The organism is Pseudomonas sp. TE6283, assembly GCF_054060555.1.
The window spans coordinates 41584-63916 of sequence record NZ_JBSSDH010000024.1 but is presented as its reverse complement, the minus strand read 5'-3'; the positions used below and the strand labels follow the sequence as shown (position 1 = coordinate 63916).

The following is a 22333-nucleotide window of genomic DNA, read 5'->3' as shown; positions in this document are numbered from 1 at the left end:
CAGGCCCTGGGGCTGCTTTGCAGCCCTTTCGCGACACAAGGCCGCTCCCACAGGATAGCGGCGCCTTTCAAGCTGGCGCCGTCCTGTGGGAGCGGCCTTGTGTCGCGAAAAGGCCGCAACGCGGCCCCAGCGGTCTATCAGGTTGTTACAGCGCAGCAATCCGCGCATGCTGCTCGGTGAAGTTGGCCAGGGCCTGCTCCGACTCGGCCAGCTTGGCGCGTTCCTTCTCGATCACCGCAGGCGGTGCCTTGTCGACGAAGGCGGCGTTGGAAAGCTTGCCACCGACGCGCTGGACCTCGCCCTGCAGGCGCTGGATCTCCTTGCTCAGGCGCGCAAGTTCCGCGTCCTTGTCGATCAGGCCGGCCATCGGCACCAGCACCTGCAGGTCACCCACCAGCGCGGTGGCCGACAGCGGCGCTTCGTCCTGCTCACCGAGCACGGTGAACGACTCAACCTTGGCCAGTTTCTTCAGCAGGGCTTCGTTTTCCTGCAGGCGACGCTGGTCGTCGGCGTTGGCGTTCTTCAGGAACAGCGGCAGCGGCTTGCCCGGGCCGATGTTCATCTCGGCGCGGATGTTGCGCAGGCCCACCATCAGCTCCTTGAGCCACTCGATGTCACCTTCGGCGGCGGCGTCGATGCGGCTTTCGTTCGCTTCAGGCCACGGCTGCAGCATGATGGTCTTGCCTTCGATGCCGGCCAGCGGCGCGATGCGCTGCCAGATCTCTTCGGTGATGAACGGCATGAACGGGTGCGCCAGGCGCAGGGCGACTTCCAGCACGCGCACCAGGGTGCGACGGGTGCCGCGGGCGCGCTCGACCGGGGCGTTCTCGTCCCACAGCACCGGCTTGGACAGTTCCAGGTACCAGTCGCAGTACTGGTTCCAGATGAACTCGTACAGGGCCTGGCTGGCCAGGTCGAAGCGGAATTGCTCGAGCTGACGGGTAACCTCGGCTTCGGTGCGCTGCAACTGCGAGATGATCCAGCGGTCGGCCAGCGACAGCTCGTAGGCCTCGCCGTTCTGGCCGCAGTCCTCGCCCTTGTCCAGCACGTAGCGGGCGGCGTTCCAGATCTTGTTGCAGAAGTTGCGGTAGCCTTCGACGCGGCCCATGTCGAACTTGATGTCACGACCGGTGGAGGCCAGCGAGCAGAAGGTGAAGCGCAGGGCGTCGGTGCCGTAGCTGGCGATGCCTTCGGGGAACTCGGCCTTGGTCTGCTTGGCGATCTTCTCGGCAAGCTTGGGCTGCATCATGCCGCTGGTGCGTTTTTCCAGCAGGGCGTCGAGGGTGATGCCGTCGACGATGTCCAGCGGGTCGAGGACGTTGCCCTTGGACTTGGACATCTTCTGGCCCTGGCCGTCGCGGACCAGGCCGTGCACGTAGACGGTCTTGAACGGGACCTGCGGGGTGCCGTCCTCGTTCTTGATCAGGTGCATCGTCAGCATGATCATCCGGGCGACCCAGAAGAAGATGATGTCGAAGCCGGTGACCAGCACGTCGGTGGAGTGGAATTTCTTCAGGAACTCGGTCTGCTCCGGCCAGCCCAGGGTGGAGAAGGTCCACAGGCCCGAGCTGAACCAGGTGTCGAGCACGTCGTCGTCCTGGCGCAGTTTCACCTCGCTGCCCAGGTTGTGCTTGGCGCGCACTTCGGCCTCGTCGCGGCCGACGTAGACCTGGCCGGCCTCGTCGTACCAGGCCGGGATGCGGTGGCCCCACCACAGCTGGCGGCTGATGCACCAGTCCTGGATGTCACGCATCCAGGAGAAGTACATGTTCTCGTACTGCTTGGGCACGAACTGGATGCGGCCGTCTTCCACGGCGGCGATGGCAGGCTCGGCCAGCGGCTTGGTGGAGACATACCACTGGTCGGTCAGCCACGGCTCGATGACGGTACCCGAACGGTCGCCCTTCGGTACCTTCAGGGCATGGTCGTCGATGCTGACCAGCAGGCCCTGGGCGTCCAGGTCGGCGACCATCTGCTTGCGCGCGACGAAGCGGTCGAGGCCGGCGTACTGGGCTGGCAGCGAGGTGTCGATACCTTCGTTGACGCTGCCGTCGAGGTTGAACGCCTGCACGGCGGCCAGCACCGTGGCGTTCTTGTCGAAGATATTGAGCAGCGGCAGGTTGTGGCGCTTGCCGACTTCATAGTCATTGAAGTCGTGGGCCGGGGTGATCTTCACGCAGCCGGTGCCGAACTCGGGGTCGCAGTAGTCGTCGGCGACGATCGGGATGCGGCGGCCGACCAGCGGCAGTTCGACGAACTTGCCGATCAGCGCCTGGTAGCGCTCGTCGGTCGGGTTGACGGCAACGGCGACGTCACCGAGCAGGGTTTCCGGACGGGTGGTGGCGACCACCAGGTGGTCCTTGCCTTCGGCGGTCTTGGCGCCGTCGGCCAGCGGGTAGCGCAGGTTCCACAGGTGGCCCTTCTCGTCGTGGTTCTCCACTTCGAGGTCGGAAATCGCCGTGTGCAGCTTGGTGTCCCAGTTGACCAGGCGCTTGCCGCGGTAGATCAGGCCGTCCTCGTGCAGGCGCACGAAAGCCTCTTTGACCGCTTCCGACAGGCCGTCGTCCATGGTGAAGCGCTCGCGGCTCCAGTCTACCGACGAGCCCAGGCGGCGGATCTGGCGGCTGATGTTGCCGCCCGATTGATCCTTCCACTCCCAGACCTTCTCCAGGAACTTCTCACGACCGAGGTCGTGACGGTTCTGGCCCTTGGCCTCGAGCTGGCGCTCCACCAGCATCTGGGTGGCGATACCGGCGTGGTCGGTGCCCGGTTGCCACAGGGTGTCGCGACCCTGCATGCGGCGGAAACGAATCAGCGCGTCCATGATCGCGTTGTTGAAACCGTGGCCCATGTGCAGGCTGCCGGTCACGTTCGGTGGCGGGATCATGATGGTGTAGGACTCGCCTGCACCTTGTGGAGCGAAATAGTTCTCGGACTCCCAGGTGTTGTACCAGGAAGTTTCGATGGCGTGCGGCTGGTAGGTCTTATCCATGCGCGGCGGGACCCTTAGGCATTAATTCGGGAAAGCCGGGAAGTATAACCAACGCAGGAGGTTGAGGCGACAGGCGCCGGGGCTGCTTTGCAGCCCTTTCGCGACACAAGGCCGCACAGCGGCCCCAGAGAATCACTCGGAGCGCTTGAGCAACCGTTCCAGCCGCGCATCGAGGCGACGTTTGATCTCGGTCTCGATATGCGGGGTGAAGTCGTTGATCACGTCCTGCATGATCAGTTGCGCGGCGGCGCGCAGTTCGGCGTCCAGGTGCAGCAGGGTGTCCTGGCGGCGGGTCTGGGCATCCTCTTCAGGTACCGGGGCCGCTACCGGCGCTGCCTCGGCGACGGGCGGCGCAGCGCTCGGCTCGTCGAGCAACAGGGGAATCTGCTCCACCGTCTCGGTCAGCAGCGGCGGTTGCAGGTCGGCGTCGCCCAGCAGCTCGCGGATCGACTCGAGGTCGTCGAGCAGGTGGGCGGAATGGGTCAGGGAGTTCAGCTGCTTGTCCATCGTCGTCAGAGTCGCTGTAAGCGGTGATCTTGCAGAGCATAGCCCTGTTCGCGGTAGAAACGGAATCGCTCGCGGGCGGCCAGGCGGATGGCCGGTTCCTCGACGACGATCTCGGCGACCCGCTCGAACTGGCCGACGAAGGCGGGAACATCGCCGCCCAGGTTGATCAGCAGGTCACGGTGTTCGCCGGCATCAGTGCCGACACCCAGCGCGACAATGGCGTCCGGGTGCTGTTCGGCGTGGTCGTGGGGCACGAAGGCCTCGCCCTTGAACTGCCACAGGCGCAGGTCGAGCTCGCTGCGTTGTGCCTCGTCCTGGCAATGCAGGTAGACCCGGTGGCCGAGGCGCCAGGCCTTTTCACACAGCTTGCAGGCGAAATCCAGCCGCACCGACAGCGAGTCGCTGGGCAGGATGTAGAAATCGACTTTGCTCATGATCGTTCAGTGCCGACCGGTGGCGCGCGGGGCGCCACCGATCTTGCGCCATCAGGCGCCGGCGCGGTCCAGCAGGTACTGGGTGAGCAGCGGCACCGGACGACCCGAGGCGCCCTTGTCCTTGCCGCCGCTGATCCAGGCGGTGCCGGCGATGTCCAGGTGCGCCCAGTGGTAGGCCTTGGCGAAGCGCGACAGGAAGCAGCCGGCGGTGATGGTGCCGGCCTTCGGCCCACCGATGTTGGCAATGTCGGCGAACGGGCTGTCCAGTTGCTCCTGGTACTCGTCGAACAACGGCAGCTGCCAGGCGCGGTCGTCGGCACGCTTGCCGGCGTCCAGCAGTTGGCCGACCAGCGCGTCGTCGTTGCCCATCAGGCCCGAGGTGTGGCTGCCCAGGGCGACGATGCAGGCGCCGGTCAGGGTGGCGATGTCGATCACCGCCTGCGGCTTGAAGCGTTCGGCGTAGGTGAGGGTATCGCACAGCACCAGGCGGCCTTCGGCGTCGGTGTTGAGGATCTCGACGGTCTGCCCGCTCATGGTGGTGACGATGTCACCCGGACGGGTGGCGCCGCCGCTCGGCATGTTCTCGGCGCAGGCCAGCAGGCACACCAGGTTGATCGGCAGTTGCAGCTCGAGCACGGCGCGCAGGGTGCCGAACACGCTGGCGGCGCCGCACATGTCGTATTTCATCTCGTCCATGCCGGCGCCGGGCTTGAGGCTGATGCCGCCGGTGTCGAAGGTGATGCCCTTGCCGACCAGCACGAACGGTTTCTCGCTCTTCTTGCCGCCCTGGTAGTTGAGCACGATCAGCCGCGGTGGCTGGTCGCTGCCCTGGCCCACGGCGTAGAACGCGCCCATGCCCAGGTCCTTGATCTTCTTCTCGTCCAGCACCTCGACCTTGAGGCCTTTGTATGCCTTGCCCAGGTCCTTGGCCTGTTCGGCGAGGAAGCTCGGGTGGCAGACGTTCGGCGGCAGGTTGCCCAGGTCGCGGGTGAAGGCCATGCCGGTGGCGATGGCGCTGGCGTGCTTGACGGCGCGCTCGGCCTCGGCCTGGCCGGGCTTGGCGGTGAGCAGGGTGACTTTCTTGATGGCGCGGGGTTCGGCCTTCTGGCTCTTGTAGCGGTCGAACACGTAGTTGCCGTCGAGCAGGGTCTCGGCCAGCAGGCGGTATTTGCCGTAGTGGCCGTCGCGGCCGGTGACGGCGATGTCGTCCAGGGCCAGCACGGCGTCGCTGCCGCCCAGTCCCTTGAGTACGCCGGCAACACTGGCGACCAGCTTGCGCCAGGCGCGATCGCCGAGGGCTTCATCCTTGCCGCTGCCGACCAGCAGCACGCGCTCGGCCTTCAGGCCCGGCAGGCTGTGCAGCAGCAGGGTCTGGCCCGGCTTGCCGGCCAGGTCGCCACGCTTGAGCAGCGCGCTGATCGCGCCTTCGCTGGCCTGGTCGACGGCCTTGGCGGTGGCGCCGAGCTTGCGCCCTTCACCGACGGGTACGACCAAGGTCGCGGTCTTGACGGATACAGCGGCTACGCTCTTTACAACCAATTCCATGTCTGGGGTCCCCGAATGATCTGTCTGTCAGTGGGCGCTGTCTTGTGCAGGCGCTCGGAACACGCGGCTGGCGGGCGACGCCTGCCAGCGGAAAAGCTGCCAGTTTGAGCCTGCCGCGACCACGATGACAACCCCGATATGCGCCATGCTGCGTGGCCAAGTGACAGGCGCGGCCAATCACAGGATAATGCGCGCACTTTTACATGGAGGTTCGCCTTGGCGAACCGGCATTGGTCTTGGCTGTCCGAATCGTTCGTTTGGCTGTCCGCCCCTGACAACCCAGGAGTGTCTGGTTTGATCGTCTTTCGTTATCTGTCCCGCGAGGTCCTGGTGACCTTGAGCGCCGTCAGCGCCGTGCTGCTGGTGATCATCATGAGCGGGCGCTTCATCAAATACCTGGCCCAGGCGGCCCAGGGCGCGCTCGATCCAAGCGTGCTGTTCATGATCATGGGGTTCCGCCTGCCGGGCTTCCTGCAACTGATCCTGCCGCTGGGGCTGTTCCTCGGCATCCTGCTCGCCTATGGCCGGCTCTATCTCGAAAGCGAGATGACCGTGCTGTCGGCCACCGGCATGAGCCAGCAACGCCTGCTGACCGTGACCATGGTGCCGGCGGCGCTGGTGGCCCTCTTGGTCGCCTGGCTGAGCCTGAGCCTGGCGCCCCTGGGCGTTGCCCAGGTGCAGAAGATCATCGCCCAGCAGGATGCCCTGACCGAGTTCGACACCCTGGTGCCGGGCCGTTTCCAGACCCTGCGCGACGGCTCCCGGGTGACCTACACCGAGCAGTTGTCCGATGACCGCATCAAGCTCGGCGGGGTGTTCATCTCCGAGAAACGCTTCAACCAGGACAAGACCAAGGATCGCGCGCCTTCGGTGCTGGTCGCCGAGAAGGGCCACCAGGAAGTGCAGGCCGACGGCAACCGTTACCTGGTACTGGAGAACGGCTACCGCTACGACGGCAACCCAGGCCAGGCCGACTACCGGGCGATCAAGTACGACACCTACGGCGTGCTGCTGCCCAAGCCGGAAGTCGCCGAGGAAGTGACCGAGCGCGAAGCGATCCCGACTTCCGAACTGTTCGGGCAGGAAGGCATTCGCGAGCGTGCCGAGCTGCAATGGCGCCTGTCGCTGCCGCTGCTGGTGTTCGTCGTGACGTTGCTGGCGGTGCCGCTGTCGCGCGTCAACCCACGCCAGGGCCGCTTCCTCAAGCTGCTGCCGGCGATCCTTTTGTACATGGCCTATCTGACGATGCTGATTTCCGTGCGTAGCGCCCTGGAGAAGGGCAAGCTGCCCATCTCGCTGGGCATGTGGTGGGTCCATGGCCTGTTCCTGCTGATCGGCCTGGCGCTGATGTACTGGGAGCCGCTGCGTCTCAAGCGCGCTGCCCGTCGTGCGGAGGTGGCCCGTGGTTAAACTGGACCGCTACATCGGCAAGAGCGTGCTGTTGGCGATCGTCGCCGTGCTCGGCATCATCCTCGGCCTGGCGTCGCTGTTCGCCCTGATCGACGAACTGAATGACCTGAGCGCGACCTACACCTTCCTGGACGCTGGCAGCTTCGTCCTGCTGACCGCCCCTCGGCGGCTCTACGACATGCTGCCGATGGCGGCCCTGATCGGCTGCCTGATCGGCTTGGGCAGCCTGGCCAGCAGCAGCGAACTGACCATCATGCGCGCCGCCGGCGTGTCCATCGGTCGCATCGTCTGGGCGGTGATGAAGCCGATGCTGGTGCTGATGCTGGTCGGCCTGCTGATCGGCGAGTACGTGGCCCCGGTAACCGAGAACAAGGCCCAGGCCGACCGTTCGCTGGCCCAGGGCGGTGGCGAGGCGCAAAGTTCCAAGCGCGGTATGTGGCACCGCCAGGGCGAGGAGTTCGTGCACATCAACTCGGTGCAGCCCAATGGCCTGCTGCTGGGCGTGACCCGCTACCGCTTCGACGCCGAGCGCAAGATCCAGACCTCCAGCTTCGCCCGCCGGGCGCAGTACGTCGAAGGCAAGTGGATGCTCAACGATGTCTCCACCACCTACTTCCGCGGCGACCACACCGAAGTGGTCAAGAGCCCCGAGGAAGTGTGGGACGTCTCGGTGACGCCGGAGCTGCTCAATACCGTGGTGCTGGCGCCAGAGTCGCTGTCGATCACCGGGCTGTGGGACTACATCCACTACCTGGCCGACCAGGGGCTGAACAACTCGCGCTACTGGCTGGCGTTCTGGACCAAGGTCCTGCAGCCGATGGTCACCGCGGCGCTGGTATTGATGGCGATCTCGTTCATCTTCGGCCCGTTGCGTTCCGTGACCCTGGGTCAGCGCGTGTTCACCGGCGTGCTGGTGGGCTTCGTGTTCCGCATCGCCGGGGACCTGCTGGGGCCATCGAGCCAGGTGTTCGGCTTCCCGCCGTTGCTGGCAGTGGTGATCCCCGCGGGGATCTGTGCGCTGGCCGGATTGTGGTTGATGCGCCGGGCGGGTTGATGGCCTGAGCCACACAAAGAAGCCGACCCTTGGGTCGGCTTTTTTGTGCACAACATGACGATGATGCCCGCCCAGGCTACTTCTTGCGCTTGGGCAAGCGCACCAGCTGTGTCTCGGAGTAAATGTCGTGCCAGCTACGCTGGCGCTTGTCGATCAACGACCAGAAGAACCCCAGCCCCAGGCACAGCCACGAGGCGATGGATACCAGAAAGCGCAGCAGCGCCTGCCACAGGCTGATGGCGCTGCCGTCGGCGTTCTGCACGCGTACTCCCCACACCTGCATGCCCAGGGTCTGGCCGCCATGGGTCCAGAACTTGGCGAAGAAGCCGAACAGGGCGAACAGCAGGATCGTCGACAGCAGCGGGTCGCCATCCAGCGCGCCGGCTTCTGTCAGCTCACGCATGCGCGCCTCGCCGATGATCGCCATCTGGATCATCTTGTAGGCGCCGGCGGTGACGATCAGCAGGGCGGTGCACAGCAGGAAGTCATAGAACATCGCCGCCAGCCGGCGACCCAGGCCGGCGGGGGGGAAATCACCCTGGGGTGAGAGCAGGGACTTGGACATGCAGTACGGCTCCGAATGGCGAGGCCGCCATTCTACGGGCAAAAAAAAACCCCTGCACTTGGCAGGGGCTTTTTGAGTCGGGTAATCGCTTATGCGACAACCTGAACTTTGTCAGCCTGCAGGCCTTTCTGGCCTTGCACGGCTTCGAAGGTGACTTTCTGGCCTTCTTTCAGGCTCTTGAAGCCGTTGCCTTCGATGGCACGGAAGTGAACAAACAGATCAGCACCGCTTTCTGGGGTGATGAAGCCGTAACCTTTTTCGTCGTTAAACCACTTGACGGTACCGCTCTGACGAGTCGACATTGTCTTTCTTCCTATGAAACTCAATTTTAATGACAGTTACTTTCGCATCATTTTGTAAGCGAAAGATTACCGGGCTGGGTTGCAGGAAAGTAAGAGACGTCGAACGGGTTGTAGCAGATTGCGGCTACTGGCCCAGGTCACGAACTGTTGCGACCCATGCAAACACAGTGCGATGACTCTACGCCAACTGCCGAGCGAAAAACAAGCCCTTCCAGCGGGTGAAAATCAGGGTTTTCCCGATAACCGAACGATTTGTCGGAAACGGCGTGGCGCCTGGGCTGGCGCTATGTTCAGAAGTTATTGGACAGGTTCGAAAACGAATATGTCGAACCCGTCCAATCCACTCATTCAGCCACGGTAGTAACGTTGTGCCACGAAAGGCATTTTGCTGACTTTCAGGGCAACTTGCTTGCCACGGACGACGGCAAACAACGCCGTGTCGAGGGCCGCATGTTCGGTATCGACATAGCCCATGGCCACGGGCGCGCCGAGCGTCGGACCGAAGCCGCCGCTGCACACTTCGCCGACCACCTTGCCAGCCTGGTCGACGATCTGCGCGCCCTCACGCACAGGCGTGCGTTCCTGGGGCAGCAGGCCGACCCGCTTGCGCGCCACGCCAGCCTGTTGCTGGGCGAACACGGTGTCGGCGCCAGGGAAGCCGCCAGCGCGGGTGCCATCGGCGCGGCGCACCTTGGAGATGGCCCACAGCAGGCTGGCCTCGATCGGGGTGGTGGTGGTGTCCATGTCGTGGCCGTACAGGCACAGGCCGGCTTCCAGGCGCAGCGAGTCGCGCGCGCCCAAGCCGATCGGCTGGACCTCGGGCTCGGCCAGCAAGCGGCGGGCCAGGGCTTCGGCGGCGGCGGCCGGCACCGAGATCTCGTAGCCGTCCTCGCCGGTGTAGCCCGAGCGGCTGACGAAGCAATCGTTGCCGAGCAGGCTGACCGGGCGGAACTGCATGAAGGTCATGCCGGCCACTTCCGGGGCCAGGCGTTCCAGCACCTTGACCGCCGCCGGGCCTTGCAGGGCGAGCAGGGCGCGCTGCTCGAACAGTGGCTGAATCTCGCAGCGATCACCGATATGTTTGCGCAGGTGCGCCAGGTCCTGGTCCTTGCAGGCGGCGTTGACCACCAGGAACAGGGTGTCGTCACCCAGGTTGGCGACCATCAGGTCGTCAAGGATGCCGCCCTCGGCGTTGGTGAACATGGCGTAGCGCTGCATGCCCACCGGCAGGTCGACGATGTCCACCGGCACCAGGGTTTCCAGGGCACGGGCGGCGTCGTTGCCGCGCAGGATGATCTGGCCCATGTGCGAAACGTCGAACAGGCCGGCCTGCTCGCGGGTGTGCAGATGCTCCTTGAGCACGCCCAGCGGGTACTGTACCGGCATGTCGTAGCCGGCGAAGGGCACCATGCGCGCGCCCAGTTCCAGGTGCAGGGCGTGCAGTGGGGTCTTGTGCAGTGTTTCGGACATCGGTGACTCCTCGTTTTTTGTTCGGGTCAACATTCGATGATGTTGACGGCCAGACCGCCGCGGGCGGTCTCCTTGTATTTGCTTTTCATGTCGGCGCCGGTCTGGCGCATGGTGCGGATGACCTTGTCGAGGGAGACGTAATGCTGCCCGTCGCCGCGCAGGGCCATGCGCACCGCGTTGATCGCCTTCACCGAGCCCATGGCGTTACGCTCGATGCAGGGCACCTGGACCAGCCCGCCGATGGGGTCGCAGGTCAGGCCCAGGTTGTGTTCCATGCCGATCTCGGCGGCGTTCTCCACCTGCTGCGGGGTACCCCCCATCACTTCGCACAGGGCGCCGGCGGCCATCGAGCAAGCTACGCCGACCTCGCCCTGGCAGCCGACCTCGGCGCCGGAGATCGAGGCGTTTTCCTTGTAGAGGATGCCAATCGCCGCCGCGGTGAGCAGGAAGCGCACCACGCCGTCCTCATTGGCACCGGGGACGAAGCGCATGTAGTAGTGCAGTACCGCCGGGACGATACCGGCCGCGCCATTGGTTGGCGCGGTGACCACGCGGCCGCCGTAGGCGTTCTCCTCGTTCACCGCCAGGGCATAGAGGTTGACCCAGTCGAGCACCGACAGCGCGTCGCGCAGGCTGGCCTCCGGGTGACGGCTGAGCTGGCGGTACAGTGCCGGCGCCCGGCGTTTGACCTTCAGCCCGCCGGGCAGGATGCCCTCGTGGCGGCAGCCGGCCTCGACGCAGTCCTGCATCACCTGCCAGATGCGCAGCAGGCCGGCGCGGGTCTCGGCCTCCGGGCGCCAGGCGGTTTCGTTGGCCAGCATCACCTGGCTGAACGACAACTGTTGCGTGGTGCAATGGGTCAGCAGTTCCTTGCCGGTCTTGAACGGGTAGGCCAGCACGGTGCTGTCCTCGACGATGCGGTCGTGGCCCGCGGCCTCCTCGTCGACCACGAAGCCGCCGCCCACCGAGTAGTACTCGCGGCTGCGGATCTGCAGGCCGGCGGCGTCGAAGGCGCGGAAGATCATGCCGTTGGGGTGATAGTCCAGCGGCTTGCGGATCATTGCCAGGTGCTGCTTCTCGACGAAGGCGATTTCGTGCTCGCCGAGCAGGCGCAGGTGGCCGCTGTCGCGGATCGCCTGCAAGCGGGCTGGGATGGACTCGGTGTCGACGGTATCGGGGTGTTCGCCTTCCAGGCCCAGCAGCACGGCCTTGTCGCTGCCGTGGCCCTTGCCGGTGGCGCCGAGCGAGCCGTACAGCTCGGCCTTGACGCTGAGCGTGTCGGTCAGCAGGCCGTCACGGCGCAGGCCTTCGGCAAAGCGCGCGGCGGCGCGCATCGGCCCGACCGTGTGCGAGCTGGAGGGGCCGATGCCGATCTTGAACAGGTCGAAGACGCTCAGGGACATGGTGCAACCTCCTGGGTGAGTCGGCATGCGCGGGAGTGGACTGCGTGGGAGCGGGCTTGCCCCGCGATAGGGCCGATACCGCAAATCACGGGGCAAGCCCGCTCCCACAAAGCCTGCTCCCACAGGCTCACTCCTGCATGGAAGAGCTATCAGACGTCCTGATAGCTCTCGATCGACGGGCAGGCGCAGACCAGGTTGCGGTCGCCGAACACGTTGTCGACGCGGCCCACCGGTGGCCAGTACTTGCCTTCCACCAGGCTCGGCAGCGGGTACACCGCCTGCTCGCGGCTATAGCCGTGGGTCCATTCGCCGGCCAGCTCCGCCGCGGTGTGCGGGGCGTTCTTCAGCGGGTTGTCGTCCTTGTCCAGGCTGCCGTTCTCGACGGCGCGAATCTCCTCGCGGATCTGGATCATCGCGTTGCAGAAGCGGTCCAGTTCCTCTTTGGACTCGCTTTCGGTCGGTTCGATCATCAGCGTGCCGGCCACCGGGAAGGACATGGTCGGGGCGTGGAAGCCGAAGTCGATCAGGCGCTTGGCCACGTCGTCGACGCTGATGCCGCTGGTGTCCTTGAGCGGACGCAGGTCGAGGATGCACTCATGCGCCACCAGGCCGTTGCCACCGGTGTACAGCACAGGATAGTGCTCTTCCAGGCGGCGGGCGATGTAGTTGGCGTTGAGGATCGCCATCTGCGAGGCGCGCTTGAGGCCGGCGCCACCCATCATGCGAATGTACATCCAGGTGATCGGCAGGATGCTGGCGCTGCCGAACGGTGCGGCACAGACCGCGCCCTGGGTGTTTTCCAGGGCGGCGTGACCGGGCAGGAACGGCGCCAGGTGCGACTTGACGCCGATAGGGCCGACACCCGGGCCGCCACCGCCGTGGGGGATGCAGAAGGTCTTGTGCAGGTTCAGGTGCGACACGTCGCCGCCGAACTTGCCCGGGGCGCACAGGCCGACCATGGCGTTCATGTTGGCGCCGTCGATGTACACCTGGCCGCCGTTGTCGTGGATGATCGCGCAGATCTCGCCGATGGCTTCCTCGAACACGCCGTGGGTCGACGGGTAGGTGATCATGATCGCCGCCAGGCGCTCGCGGTGCTCGATGGCCTTGGCGCGCAGGTCGTCGATGTCGACGTTGCCGCGGGCGTCGCAGGCGGTGACCACCACGCGCATGCCGGCCATGTGCGCGGTGGCGGGGTTGGTGCCGTGGGCCGAGGACGGGATCAGGCAGATGTCGCGGTGGCTGTCGCCGCGGCTGCGGTGGTAGGCGCGGATCGCCAGCAGGCCTGCGTACTCGCCCTGGGAGCCGGCGTTGGGCTGCAGCGACACGGCGTCATAGCCGGTGGCCGCGCAGAGCATGGCTTCCAGCTCGGTGGTCATCTGCAGGTAACCCTGGCTCTGCTCGGCCGGGGCGAACGGGTGCAGGTTGCCGAACTCTGCCCATGTCACCGGGATCATCTCGCTGGCGGCATTGAGCTTCATGGTGCACGAACCCAGCGGGATCATGCTGCGGTCCAGCGCCAGGTCCTTGTCGGCCAGGCGGCGCAGGTAGCGCATCAGCTCGGTTTCGCTGTGGTAGCGGTTGAACACCGGGTGTTCGAGGATGGCCGACTGGCGCAGCAGGCCGGCCGGCAGGCGCACGGCGATGGTGTTGGCCAGGGCGGTGAAGTCAGGGATGGCCTGGCCGTCGGCGAACAGCTGCCACAGGGCCTCGACATCGGCCTGGGTGCTGGTTTCGTCCAGCGACAGGCCCAGTTGGGCGGCGTCGACCTGGCGAAGGTTGATGCCTTGGGCGCGGGCCTTGTCGTGCAGTGTGCTGGTGCTCTCACCCGTGGCCAGGGTCAGGGTATCGAAGAAATCGCCGGTGACGACCTTGATGCCCAGCTTGGTCAGGCCGGTAGCGAGGATCGCGGTCAGCGCGTGGGTGCGCTCGGCAATGCGCTTGAGGCCGGCTGGGCCGTGGTACACGGCGTACATGCTGGCGATGTTGGCGAGCAGCACCTGGGCGGTGCAGATGTTGCTGGTGGCCTTCTCGCGGCGGATGTGCTGCTCGCGGGTCTGCATGGCCAGGCGCAGGGCGCTCTTGCCGAAGCGGTCGATCGACACGCCGACCAGGCGGCCCGGCATGTCGCGCTTGAACGCGTCGCGGGTGGCGAAGTAGGCCGCGTGCGGGCCACCGAAGCCCAGCGGTACACCGAAGCGCTGGGCGCTGCCGATGGCCACGTCGGCGTCGAATTCGCCCGGCGGGGTGAGCAGGGTCAGGGCCAGCAGGTCGGCGGCCACGGCCACCAGGGCGCCGGCGGCGTGGAAGCGCTGCACCACTTCGCGGTAGTCGAACACGTCACCGTTGCTGGCCGGGTACTGCAGCAGGGCGCCGAAGAAGGCGCTGACATCGCCCAGTTCGCGCTCGTCGCCCACCACCACCTCGATGCCCAGCGGCTCGGCGCGGGTGCGCAGCACGTCGAGGGTCTGCGGGTGGCAATGCACGGAGGCGAAGAAGGCGTGGCTGGCCTTGTTCTTCGACAGGCGCTTGCAGAAGGTCATGGCTTCGGCGGCAGCGGTGGCCTCGTCGAGCAGGGAGGCGTTGGCGATCGGCAGGCCGGTGAGGTCGCTGATCAGGGTCTGGAAGTTCAGCAGCGCTTCCAGGCGGCCCTGGGAGATCTCGGGTTGGTACGGGGTGTAGGCGGTATACCAGGCCGGGTTTTCCAGGAGGTTGCGCAGGATCGGTGCCGGGGTGTGGGTGTTGTAGTAGCCCTGGCCGATGTAGCTCTTGAACAACTGGTTCTTGCTGGCAATCGCCTTCAGCGCGGCGAGGGCGTCGGCCTCGCTCTGGCCGTCGTCGCTGCCGAGCACGCTGGTGCCCTTGATGCTGTCGGGGATGACGGCGGCGGTCATCGCTTCCAGCGAGTCGAAGCCCAGGGTGGTGAGCATGGCCTGCTCGTCAGCGGCGCGCGGGCCGATGTGACGGGCGATGAATTCGTTGGCGGTGCCGAGGTTGATGGTCATGATGCGGTACCTCAGGCGTCGTCGTTGGCTTTGAGCAGGCGGTCGTAGGCGTCCTGGTCGAGCAGGGCGTTCACTTCGCTCATGTCGGCAGGGATGAAGCGGAAGAACCAGCCTTCGCCCAGCGGGTCTTCGTTGACCAGCTCGGGGCTGTCGTTCAGGCCTTCATTGACAGCGACCACTTCACCGGTGAGCGGCATGTACACGCCGCTGGCGGCTTTGACCGATTCCACGGTGGAGGCTTCGGTGCCCTTGTCGTACTGCTGCAGCTCCGGCAGTTGCACATAGACCACGTCGCCAAGGGCGTTCTGGGCGTAGGCGGTGATGCCCACGGTGACGCTGCCGTCAGTCTCGACGCGCAGCCATTCGTGATCTTCGGTGAAACGCAACTCGCTCATGGGAATTCCTCGGGAAGCAGGGGGCGTTGGGCGCGGTAGGCTCCGCGCTCTTAAGGTTGGAATTCCCTTAGCAATAATGCGGCCAGCTACCAAAAATCCTTACTAATCAATTAGTTGCCAACATATGGTAGGATTTTTGTCATTTTTATGGAACGAAATCGATACAGGTAGGCCGGGAATCAAAAGCGTTGCGGGATCAAACCCTTGCAAAGACGCATGCAAATGGATGTGTATCGATATCGATACGGTGTAATGAAATCGAAACGGTTGATGCGCCTGCTTCAACCTCTGGTTGGGATTCCATATTTGCGCAAGCGCTGGGCGATGGCTGTGTGCGAAGTCTGCAAGCGTCCCGCCAACTGCCGGGTCGAGGGGTAGCTGGCATACAGCCGCTGCAACAGTTCGCGCTCGAAATCCCCCACCGCCTGTTCCAGGCTTGCTACCTCGCCATCCTGCCCACGGGCCACCGAGGTGCCGGCGATGTCGAGGTCGCCGATGTCTATCACGTTGCTTTCGCAGATGGCCGCAGCACGGAAGATCACGTTTTGCAGCTGGCGCACGTTGCCCGGCCAGGGGTTGGCCAGCAGTGCGGGGTGCGTGGCCGGGGCCAGGCGGCAGGCCGGGCGCTGGATCTGGGTGCAGGCCTGCTGCATGAAGAACTGCGCCAGCGACAGGATGTCCTGGCCGCGCTCGCGCAGCGGTGGCACCTGCAGGTTGAGGACATTGAGGCGGTAGAACAGGTCTTCGCGGAAGGTGCCCTCGGCGACCATGCGTTCCAGGTCGCGGTGGGTGGCGCTGATGATGCGCACATCCACTTTCACCTCGCGGTCGCCGCCGACCCGGCGGAAGCTGCCGTCGCTGAGAAAACGCAGGAGCTTGGCCTGCAGGTAGGGCGACATCTCGCCGATCTCGTCGAGGAACACCGTGCCCTGGTTGGCCAGCTCCATCAGCCCGGGCTTGCCGCCACGTTGCGCGCCGGTGAAGGCGCCGGGGGCATAGCCGAACAGTTCGCTCTCGGCCAGGCTCTCGGGCAGCGCCGCGCAGTTGAGGGCCAGGAACGGCGCGGGATGGCGACTACTGATGGCGTGGCAGGCACGGGCCACCAGTTCCTTGCCGGTGCCTGTCTCGCCGTGCACCAGCAGTGGCGCATCGAGGGTGGCCACGCGCAAGGCGCGGGCCTTGAGGGTGCGGATTGCCGGTGAGTCGCCGAGCATGGCGTCGAAACCCTCGGCGTGATCGTGGTGCAGCGCCGACAGGCGCTCGCCCATGCGGTTGGGCGGGTAAAGGGTCAGCAGGCCGCCGGCATGGGTGATCGGCGTGGCATCGAGCAGTAGGCTCTGGCCGTTCAGCTGCATTTCGCGCATGGGCAGGTGGAAATTGTTGTCCAGCAGGGCCTGGAGCAGGTCCGGATCACCGAACAGTTCGCCCACCGAACGCCCGGCGGACTCACGTCCGCACAGGGCGATCAGCGCCGGGTTGGCCAGCAGCACCTTGCCCGCGCTGTCCACCGCCAGCACCGGGTCGCTCATGGCGGCGAGCAGGGCGTCGAGCTGCAGGTGGCGGCGCTGGCCGGGGAGGATGTCGACCACTTGCACCGACTGCACGCCGCGCACCTCGAACAGGGCGTCGTGCAGCTCTTCAAGCACGGCGGGGCTCAGGGTCGGGGCGTCGATGTAGACGTTTGGCGGGACCATCTCCACGGCATCGAGGTTGAGGTTGCGGGCGCCGAGCAGCGCCAGGACTTCCTGGGTGATGCCGACGCGGTCGATGAAGCTGACGTGGATGCGCATGGGGAGATCGGGGCAGTGGCCAAGCGAGTGCGCCAGTATGCCTTGGGTAGGCCTCTAAACCCAATCGCGGGGCAAGTCCGCTCCCACAAGCACGAAGCCGTTTTGATTACTCAAGGTGTTCAGGATTGATCGGATCGCCTGGCTTACGCCCCAGCTGCTCCTGAATATCCTTGAACATCCGGTCATAGAATTTGTGATTGGAGCCCAGGGCGATGGCAGATTCCGGTAAACCGTGGACGATCAATCGTCTGCTGATATCGCTCGCGAAATTGAATGCTTGGTCTTTCGCCATCTTGAAGGTTTCGTCCACCTCCTTGCCCTGAACCTCCCCTTTCAAGCGAAACTCCATGCAGCGGCCTTCCGTTGGGTCCTGCACTACGGAGTAATAGATGTTCAGGTTATAGCTGTACTTTTCCAGGTTTTGAGGCGTGTGCTGAATATGCACGTGGCCGGGTTCGAATATAGCCATGACAGAATCCTCCGGAAGGTTGAAAACGGCCGGTGCCAGGCACCGGCCAACTGCGTTCAACGGTAGCTGATTCCCGGCTTGGCGGTGGAAACGCGGGTACCGGCGGTGCCTTTGACGATGTCCTCGATGTTCTCCAGCGAGCTGATCACCGCGACCCTGCCGGTGTTGCGGGCGAAATCGCAGGCGGCCTGCACCTTCGGCCCCATGGAGCCGGCGGCAAAACCCAGCTTCTCGAGCTCGTCCGGGTGGGCCTGGGCGATGGCTTTCTGCGTCGGCTTGCCCCAGTCGATGTACGCCGCGTCGACGTCGGTGGCGATGATCAGCAGGTCGGCTTCCAGCTGTTCGGCCAGCAGCGCCGAGCACAGGTCCTTGTCGATCACCGCCTCGATGCCCTTGAGCTTGCGGTTCTCGTCGTACATGGTGGGGATGCCGCCGCCGCCGGCGCAGATCACGATGCTGCTTTTTTCCAGCAGCCACTTGATCGGGCGGATCTCGAAGATGCGCTTGGGTTTCGGGCTGGCCACCACGCGGCGGTACTTGTCGCCGTCGGGCTTGACCACCCAGCCTTTTTCCTTGGCCAGGCGTTCGGCCTCGTCCTTGGCGTAGACCGGGCCGATGAACTTGGTCGGGTCCTTGAACGCCGGGTCGTTGGCGTCCACTTCGACCTGCGTCAGCAGGGTGGCGAACGGCACCTCGAAGGCCAGCAGGTTGCCCAGCTCCTGTTCGATCATGTAGCCGATCATGCCCTCGGTCTCGGCGCCGAGCACGTCCAGTGGATAGGCCTCATCTGCCTTGTACGACAGCCCCTGCAGGGCCAGCAGGCCGACCTGCGGGCCATTGCCGTGGGCGATGACCAGTTCGTTGCCGGGGTGGATCTTGGCGATCTGTTCGGTGGCAGTGCGGATATTGGCGCGCTGGTTGTCGGCGGTCATCGGCTCGCCGCGGCGCAGCAGGGCGTTGCCGCCCAATGCAACAACGATACGCATGGGGAATGTCCTTCAGAGAGACGGTGGGGGGGCGTGGGAGCGGGCTTGCCCCGCGATGGCGTCGTTGCGGCTAGCGCTATCGCGGGCCAAGCCCGCTCCCACAAAAGCCCCTGGTCAGGGGTTACAGATCAGCCAGGGTCGACACCAGGATCGCCTTGATCGTGTGCATGCGGTTCTCCGCCTGCTCGAAGGCGATGCACGCCGGCGACTCGAAGACGTCATCGGTCACTTCGATGCCGTTGGCCAGGTGCGGGTACTGTTCGGCGATCTGCTTGCCGACCTTGGTCTCGGAGTTGTGGAACGCTGGCAGGCAGTGCATGAACTTGGTGCGTGGGTTGCCGGTGGACTTCATCAGTTCCTTGTTCACCTGGTAGGGCAGCAGCAGCTTGATGCGCTCACCCCAGGCCTCGACCGGCTCGCCCATCGATACCCAGACGTCGGTGTGGACGAAGTCGACGCCCTTGACCGCGGCTTTCGGGTCTTCGGTCAGGGTGATACGCGCGCCGCTCTCCTCGGCGTATTTATGGCAGCGCTCGACCAGGTCGTCATGGGGCCACAGGGCCTTGGGCGCGGCGATGCGCACGTCCATGCCGAGCTTGGCGCCGATCAGCAGCAGCGAGTTGCCCATGTTGTTGCGGGCGTCACCCAGGTAGGCGTAGCTGATGTCGTGCAGCGGCTTGTCGCTGTGCTCACGCATGGTCAGCACGTCGGCGATCATCTGCGTCGGGTGGTACTCGTCGGTCAGGCCGTTGAACACCGGCACGCCGGCGAACTTGGCCAGTTCCTCGACGATCTCCTGCTTGAAGCCACGGTACTCGATGGCGTCGTACATGCGCCCGAGCACGCGGGCGGTGTCCTTCATGCTCTCCTTGTGGCCGATCTGCGAGGAGTTGGGGTCGATATAGGTGACGTTGGCGCCCTGGTCGTAGGCGGCGACTTCGAAGGCGCAGCGGGTGCGGGTCGAGGTCTTCTCGAAGATCAGGGCGATGTTGTTGCCCTTCAGGTGCTGTTGCTCGGTGCCGGTGTACTTGGCGCGCTTTAGATCGCGGGACAGGTCCAGCAGGTACTTCAGCTCGCGGGTGCTGTGGTGTTCGAGGCTCAGCAGGTTGCGGTTGTGGATGTTGAACGCCATGACGGTTCTCCTTGGATTCGGTGAGGTGCCCGGCCGCTGTCTCGTGGAGGCGACCGGGTGCGATGGACGTTTAGTAGTCGATAGGGTCGCGCACGATCGGGCAGGTCATGCAGTGACCGCCGCCGCGGCCCCGGCCCAGCTCGCCGGCGCTGATGGTGATGACCTCGATCCCGGCCTTGCGCAGCAGGGTATTGGTGTAGGTGTTGCGGTCGTAGCCGATGACCACGCCCGGCTCCACGGCCACCACGTTGTTGCCGTCATCCCACTGTTCGCGTTCGGCGGCGAAGCTGTTGCCGCCGGTCTCGACCACGCGCAGCTTGACCCCCAGGTGCTCGCCGACCACCTCGATGAACGACTTGTTCTCGCGGCGCACGTCCATGCCATAAGGCTTGCTTTCGTCCGGACGGATGATGAACGGCACGATCTCCTTGACCACTTCCGGGAAGACCGTGACCAGGTCGCGGTCGCAGAAGCTGAACACGGTGTCCAGGTGCATCGCTGCGCGGGACTTGGGCAGGCCGGCGACGATGACTTTCTCCACCGCGCCCTTGGCGAACAGGTTCTGTGCCAGCTGGCCGATGGCCTGGCGCGAGGTGCGCTCACCCATACCGATGAGCACGACGCCCTTGCCGATCGGCATCACGTCGCCGCCTTCGAGGGTGGCGTTGCCATGGTCCTTGTCCGGGTCGCCGTACCAGACCTGGAAGTCGGCGTTGGTGAATTCCTTGTGGAACTTGTAGATGGCGGTGGTCAGCAGGGTTTCCTGGCGTCGCGCCGGCCAGTACATCGGGTTGAGCGTCACGCCGCCGTAGATCCAGCAGGTGGTGTCGCGGGTGAACTGGGTGTTGGGCAGTGGCGGCAGGATGAAGCTGGAGTGGCCCAGGTAGTCGTTGTACATCTTGACCACGCTGGCACCTTCGCTTTCCGGCAGGTCCTGACCGGCCACACCGCCGATCAGGAATTCGGCCAGGTGGCGTGGATCGAGGCCTTCGAGCCAGCTGCGCACTTCATTGGTGAGGCCGACGCCGACGGTGTCGGAGGTGATCTTGCGGTCGAGAATCCACTTCAACGCTTCGGGTTGCTGGACGATGTCGGTCAGCAGGTTGTGCATCTCCAGCACATCGACGCCGCGTTCGCGCATCTTGGTGACGAAGTCGAAGTGGTCGCGTTTGGCCTGGTCGACCCAGATCACGTCGTCGAACAGCAGTTCGTCGCAGTTGCTCGGGGTCAGGCGCTTGTGCGCCAGGCCCGGGCTGCAGACCATCACTTTGCGCAGCTTGCCGGCTTCGGAATGGACGCCGTATTTCTGTTTCTCAGTGGACATGGTGAATCCTCCTGTAAAGCGAAGACGTGGGGTTCAGAGAGTCAGGAAGCCGTCGTACAGGCCATAGGCCGCCACCAGGGCGCCCGCGACCACGGCGGCGAAGATCAGTTTTTCCACGCTGGTGAAGATCGGTTGGCCAACTTCGCGCTTGGCCTTGGCGAACAGGATCGCGCCAGGGGCGTAGAGCAGGGCCGAGAGCAGCAGGTATTTCACGCCGCCGGCGTACAGCAGCCAGATCGCGTAGAGCAGGGCGATGCCGCCGATGATCAGGTCTTTCTTGCGTTCGGCCAGGGCCTGTTCGTAGGTCTCGCTGCGCACCGCCAGCAGCACCGCGTAGGCTGCCGACCACAGGTAGGGCACCAGGATCATCGAGGTGGCGAGGTAGATCAGCGACAGGTAGGTGCTGTTGGAGAACAGGGTGATGACCAGGAAGATCTGCACCATGGCGTTGGTCAGCCACAGGGCGTTGGCCGGCACATGGTTGGCATTCTCGCGGCGCAGGAACTCCGGCATGGTGTGGTCCTTGGCGGCGGCGAACATGATCTCGGCGCACAGCAGCACCCACGACAGCAGGGCGCCCAGCAGCGAGATGATCAGGCCGACGCTGATCAGCACCGCGCCCCAGTGGCCGACCACGTGTTCCAGCACCGCGGCCATCGACGGGTTCTGCAGCTTGGCCAGCTCCGGCTGGGTCATCACGCCCAGCGACAGCACGTTGACCAGCACCAGGAACAGCAGCACGGTGACGAAGCCGATGACCGTGGCCTTGCCGACGTCGGAGCGCTTTTCGGCACGGGAGGAGAAGATGCTCGCGCCTTCGATGCCGATGAACACCCACACGGTGACCAGCATCATGTTGCGCACCTGGTTCATCACGCTGCCCAGCTCCGGCGTGCCGACGGCCCAGATGTCCGCGGTGAACACGTCGAGCTTGAAGGCGAACAGGCAGATCAGCGCGAACAGCGCCAGCGGCACGACCTTGGCCACGGTGGTGACCAGGTTGATGAAGGCGGCTTCCTTGATGCCGCGCAGCACCAGGAAGTGCACGGCCCACAGCAGGATCGAAGCACCGATCACCGCCGCCGGGGTGTTGCCTTCACCGAATACCGGGAAGAAATACCCCAGGGTGCTGAACAGCAGCACGAAGTAGCCGACGTTGCCCAGCCAGGCACTGATCCAGTAGCCCCAGGCCGAGGAAAAGCCCATGTAGTCGCCGAAGCCGGCCTTGGCGTAGGCGTACACCCCGCCGTCAAGATCGGGCTTGCGGTTGGCCAGGGTCTGGAAGACGAAAGCGAGGGTGAGCATGCCCACCGCAGTGATGGCCCAGCCGATCAGCACGGCGCCGACGCCGGCGCTGGCGGCCATGTTCTGGGGCAGCGAGAAGATCCCGCCACCGATCATCGAGCCGACGACAAGTGCAACGAGTGCACCTAGTTTTAGTTTTCCGGGAGAATCAGACATTTAACGACTCCGTACCAGGAGAAAGTTGACCTCAGAATAAATCTGACGCCTGGATCATTCGCTGACTTAGATCAGTTCATGCCCGCATG

18 protein-coding genes are annotated in these 22333 nt (G+C 64.9%); 2 read left to right on the top strand and 16 right to left on the bottom strand.

Annotated elements, in window-relative coordinates; translation table 11 throughout:
• Positions 1-145: 145 nt before the first annotated feature.
• The 4 genes from ACVWZ5_RS23200 to ACVWZ5_RS23185 form a co-directional block, all read right to left on the bottom strand.
• Positions 146-2992, bottom strand: a complete 2847-nt coding sequence (locus ACVWZ5_RS23200; protein ID WP_062360408.1) for a valine--tRNA ligase — start codon at positions 2990-2992, stop codon at positions 146-148.
• 132 nt (positions 2993-3124) lie between these two features.
• Entirely contained in the window at positions 3125-3499 is a 375-nt protein-coding gene (locus tag ACVWZ5_RS23195) for a DNA polymerase III subunit chi (protein ID WP_186599417.1), read from the bottom strand.
• Positions 3500-3504: 5 nt separating this feature from the next.
• A complete protein-coding gene (locus tag ACVWZ5_RS23190; RefSeq protein ID WP_062575046.1) occupies positions 3505-3933 on the bottom strand; it encodes a DNA polymerase III subunit chi in 429 nt (142 codons plus the stop codon).
• A gap of 51 nt (positions 3934-3984) precedes the next feature.
• Positions 3985-5478, bottom strand: a complete 1494-nt coding sequence (locus ACVWZ5_RS23185; protein ID WP_062575045.1) for a leucyl aminopeptidase — start codon at positions 5476-5478, stop codon at positions 3985-3987.
• Between the two features lie 294 nt (positions 5479-5772).
• On the opposite strand from ACVWZ5_RS23185, the gene lptF reads away from it, so the two are divergent.
• Positions 5773-6888 carry an LPS export ABC transporter permease LptF gene (gene lptF, locus ACVWZ5_RS23180; RefSeq protein WP_062360416.1) on the top strand — a complete coding sequence of 372 codons (1116 nt, stop codon included), beginning with the start codon at positions 5773-5775 and terminating at the stop codon, positions 6886-6888.
• Complete coding sequence (gene lptG / locus ACVWZ5_RS23175) at positions 6881-7942, top strand: LPS export ABC transporter permease LptG (RefSeq protein WP_062575044.1); 1062 nt, start codon at positions 6881-6883, stop codon at positions 7940-7942. The genes lptF and lptG overlap by 8 nt, the downstream gene beginning before the upstream one ends.
• 76 nt (positions 7943-8018) lie before the next feature.
• Here the strand turns inward: lptG and ACVWZ5_RS23170 are convergent, their stop codons facing one another.
• The 12 genes from ACVWZ5_RS23170 to arcD form a co-directional block, all read right to left on the bottom strand.
• Positions 8019-8507, bottom strand: coding sequence for an RDD family protein (locus ACVWZ5_RS23170; protein ID WP_062575043.1), 489 nt, complete (start codon positions 8505-8507; stop codon positions 8019-8021).
• Positions 8508-8596: 89 nt separating this feature from the next.
• On the bottom strand, positions 8597-8809 hold the full coding sequence (locus ACVWZ5_RS23165) for a cold-shock protein (protein ID WP_062575042.1): 213 nt from the start codon (positions 8807-8809) through the stop codon (positions 8597-8599).
• A gap of 348 nt (positions 8810-9157) precedes the next feature.
• On the bottom strand, positions 9158-10279 hold the full coding sequence (gene gcvT / locus ACVWZ5_RS23160) for a glycine cleavage system aminomethyltransferase GcvT (protein ID WP_280070740.1): 1122 nt from the start codon (positions 10277-10279) through the stop codon (positions 9158-9160).
• 26 nt (positions 10280-10305) lie between these two features.
• On the bottom strand, positions 10306-11682 hold the full coding sequence (locus ACVWZ5_RS23155; protein ID WP_457340890.1) for an L-serine ammonia-lyase: 1377 nt from the start codon (positions 11680-11682) through the stop codon (positions 10306-10308).
• Between the two features lie 149 nt (positions 11683-11831).
• Positions 11832-14687, bottom strand: coding sequence for an aminomethyl-transferring glycine dehydrogenase (gene gcvP / locus ACVWZ5_RS23150; RefSeq protein WP_084943434.1), 2856 nt, complete (start codon positions 14685-14687; stop codon positions 11832-11834).
• An 11-nt stretch (positions 14688-14698) separates the two neighbouring features.
• On the bottom strand, positions 14699-15082 hold the full coding sequence (gene gcvH, locus ACVWZ5_RS23145; protein ID WP_062575038.1) for a glycine cleavage system protein GcvH: 384 nt from the start codon (positions 15080-15082) through the stop codon (positions 14699-14701).
• 281 nt (positions 15083-15363) lie between these two features.
• A complete protein-coding gene (locus ACVWZ5_RS23140) occupies positions 15364-16872 on the bottom strand; it encodes a sigma-54-dependent transcriptional regulator (protein WP_435768229.1) in 1509 nt (502 codons plus the stop codon).
• A gap of 106 nt (positions 16873-16978) precedes the next feature.
• Positions 16979-17341 (bottom strand): DUF5064 family protein, encoded by a 363-nt coding sequence (locus tag ACVWZ5_RS23135; protein ID WP_062575036.1) that lies wholly within the window; start codon positions 17339-17341, stop codon positions 16979-16981.
• Between the two features lie 56 nt (positions 17342-17397).
• On the bottom strand, positions 17398-18327 hold the full coding sequence (gene arcC, locus ACVWZ5_RS23130; RefSeq protein ID WP_062575035.1) for a carbamate kinase: 930 nt from the start codon (positions 18325-18327) through the stop codon (positions 17398-17400).
• 121 nt (positions 18328-18448) lie between these two features.
• Positions 18449-19459, bottom strand: coding sequence for an ornithine carbamoyltransferase (locus tag ACVWZ5_RS23125; protein ID WP_062575034.1), 1011 nt, complete (start codon positions 19457-19459; stop codon positions 18449-18451).
• Positions 19460-19529: 70 nt separating this feature from the next.
• The gene (gene arcA / locus ACVWZ5_RS23120; RefSeq protein ID WP_028691983.1) at positions 19530-20783 is read right to left on the bottom strand and encodes an arginine deiminase; all 1254 of its coding nucleotides are present in this window, start codon (positions 20781-20783) and stop codon (positions 19530-19532) included.
• Between the two features lie 33 nt (positions 20784-20816).
• Positions 20817-22244 carry an arginine-ornithine antiporter gene (arcD, locus tag ACVWZ5_RS23115; RefSeq protein ID WP_028691982.1) on the bottom strand — a complete coding sequence of 476 codons (1428 nt, stop codon included), beginning with the start codon at positions 22242-22244 and terminating at the stop codon, positions 20817-20819.
• Between the last annotated feature and the right edge of the window lie 89 nt (positions 22245-22333).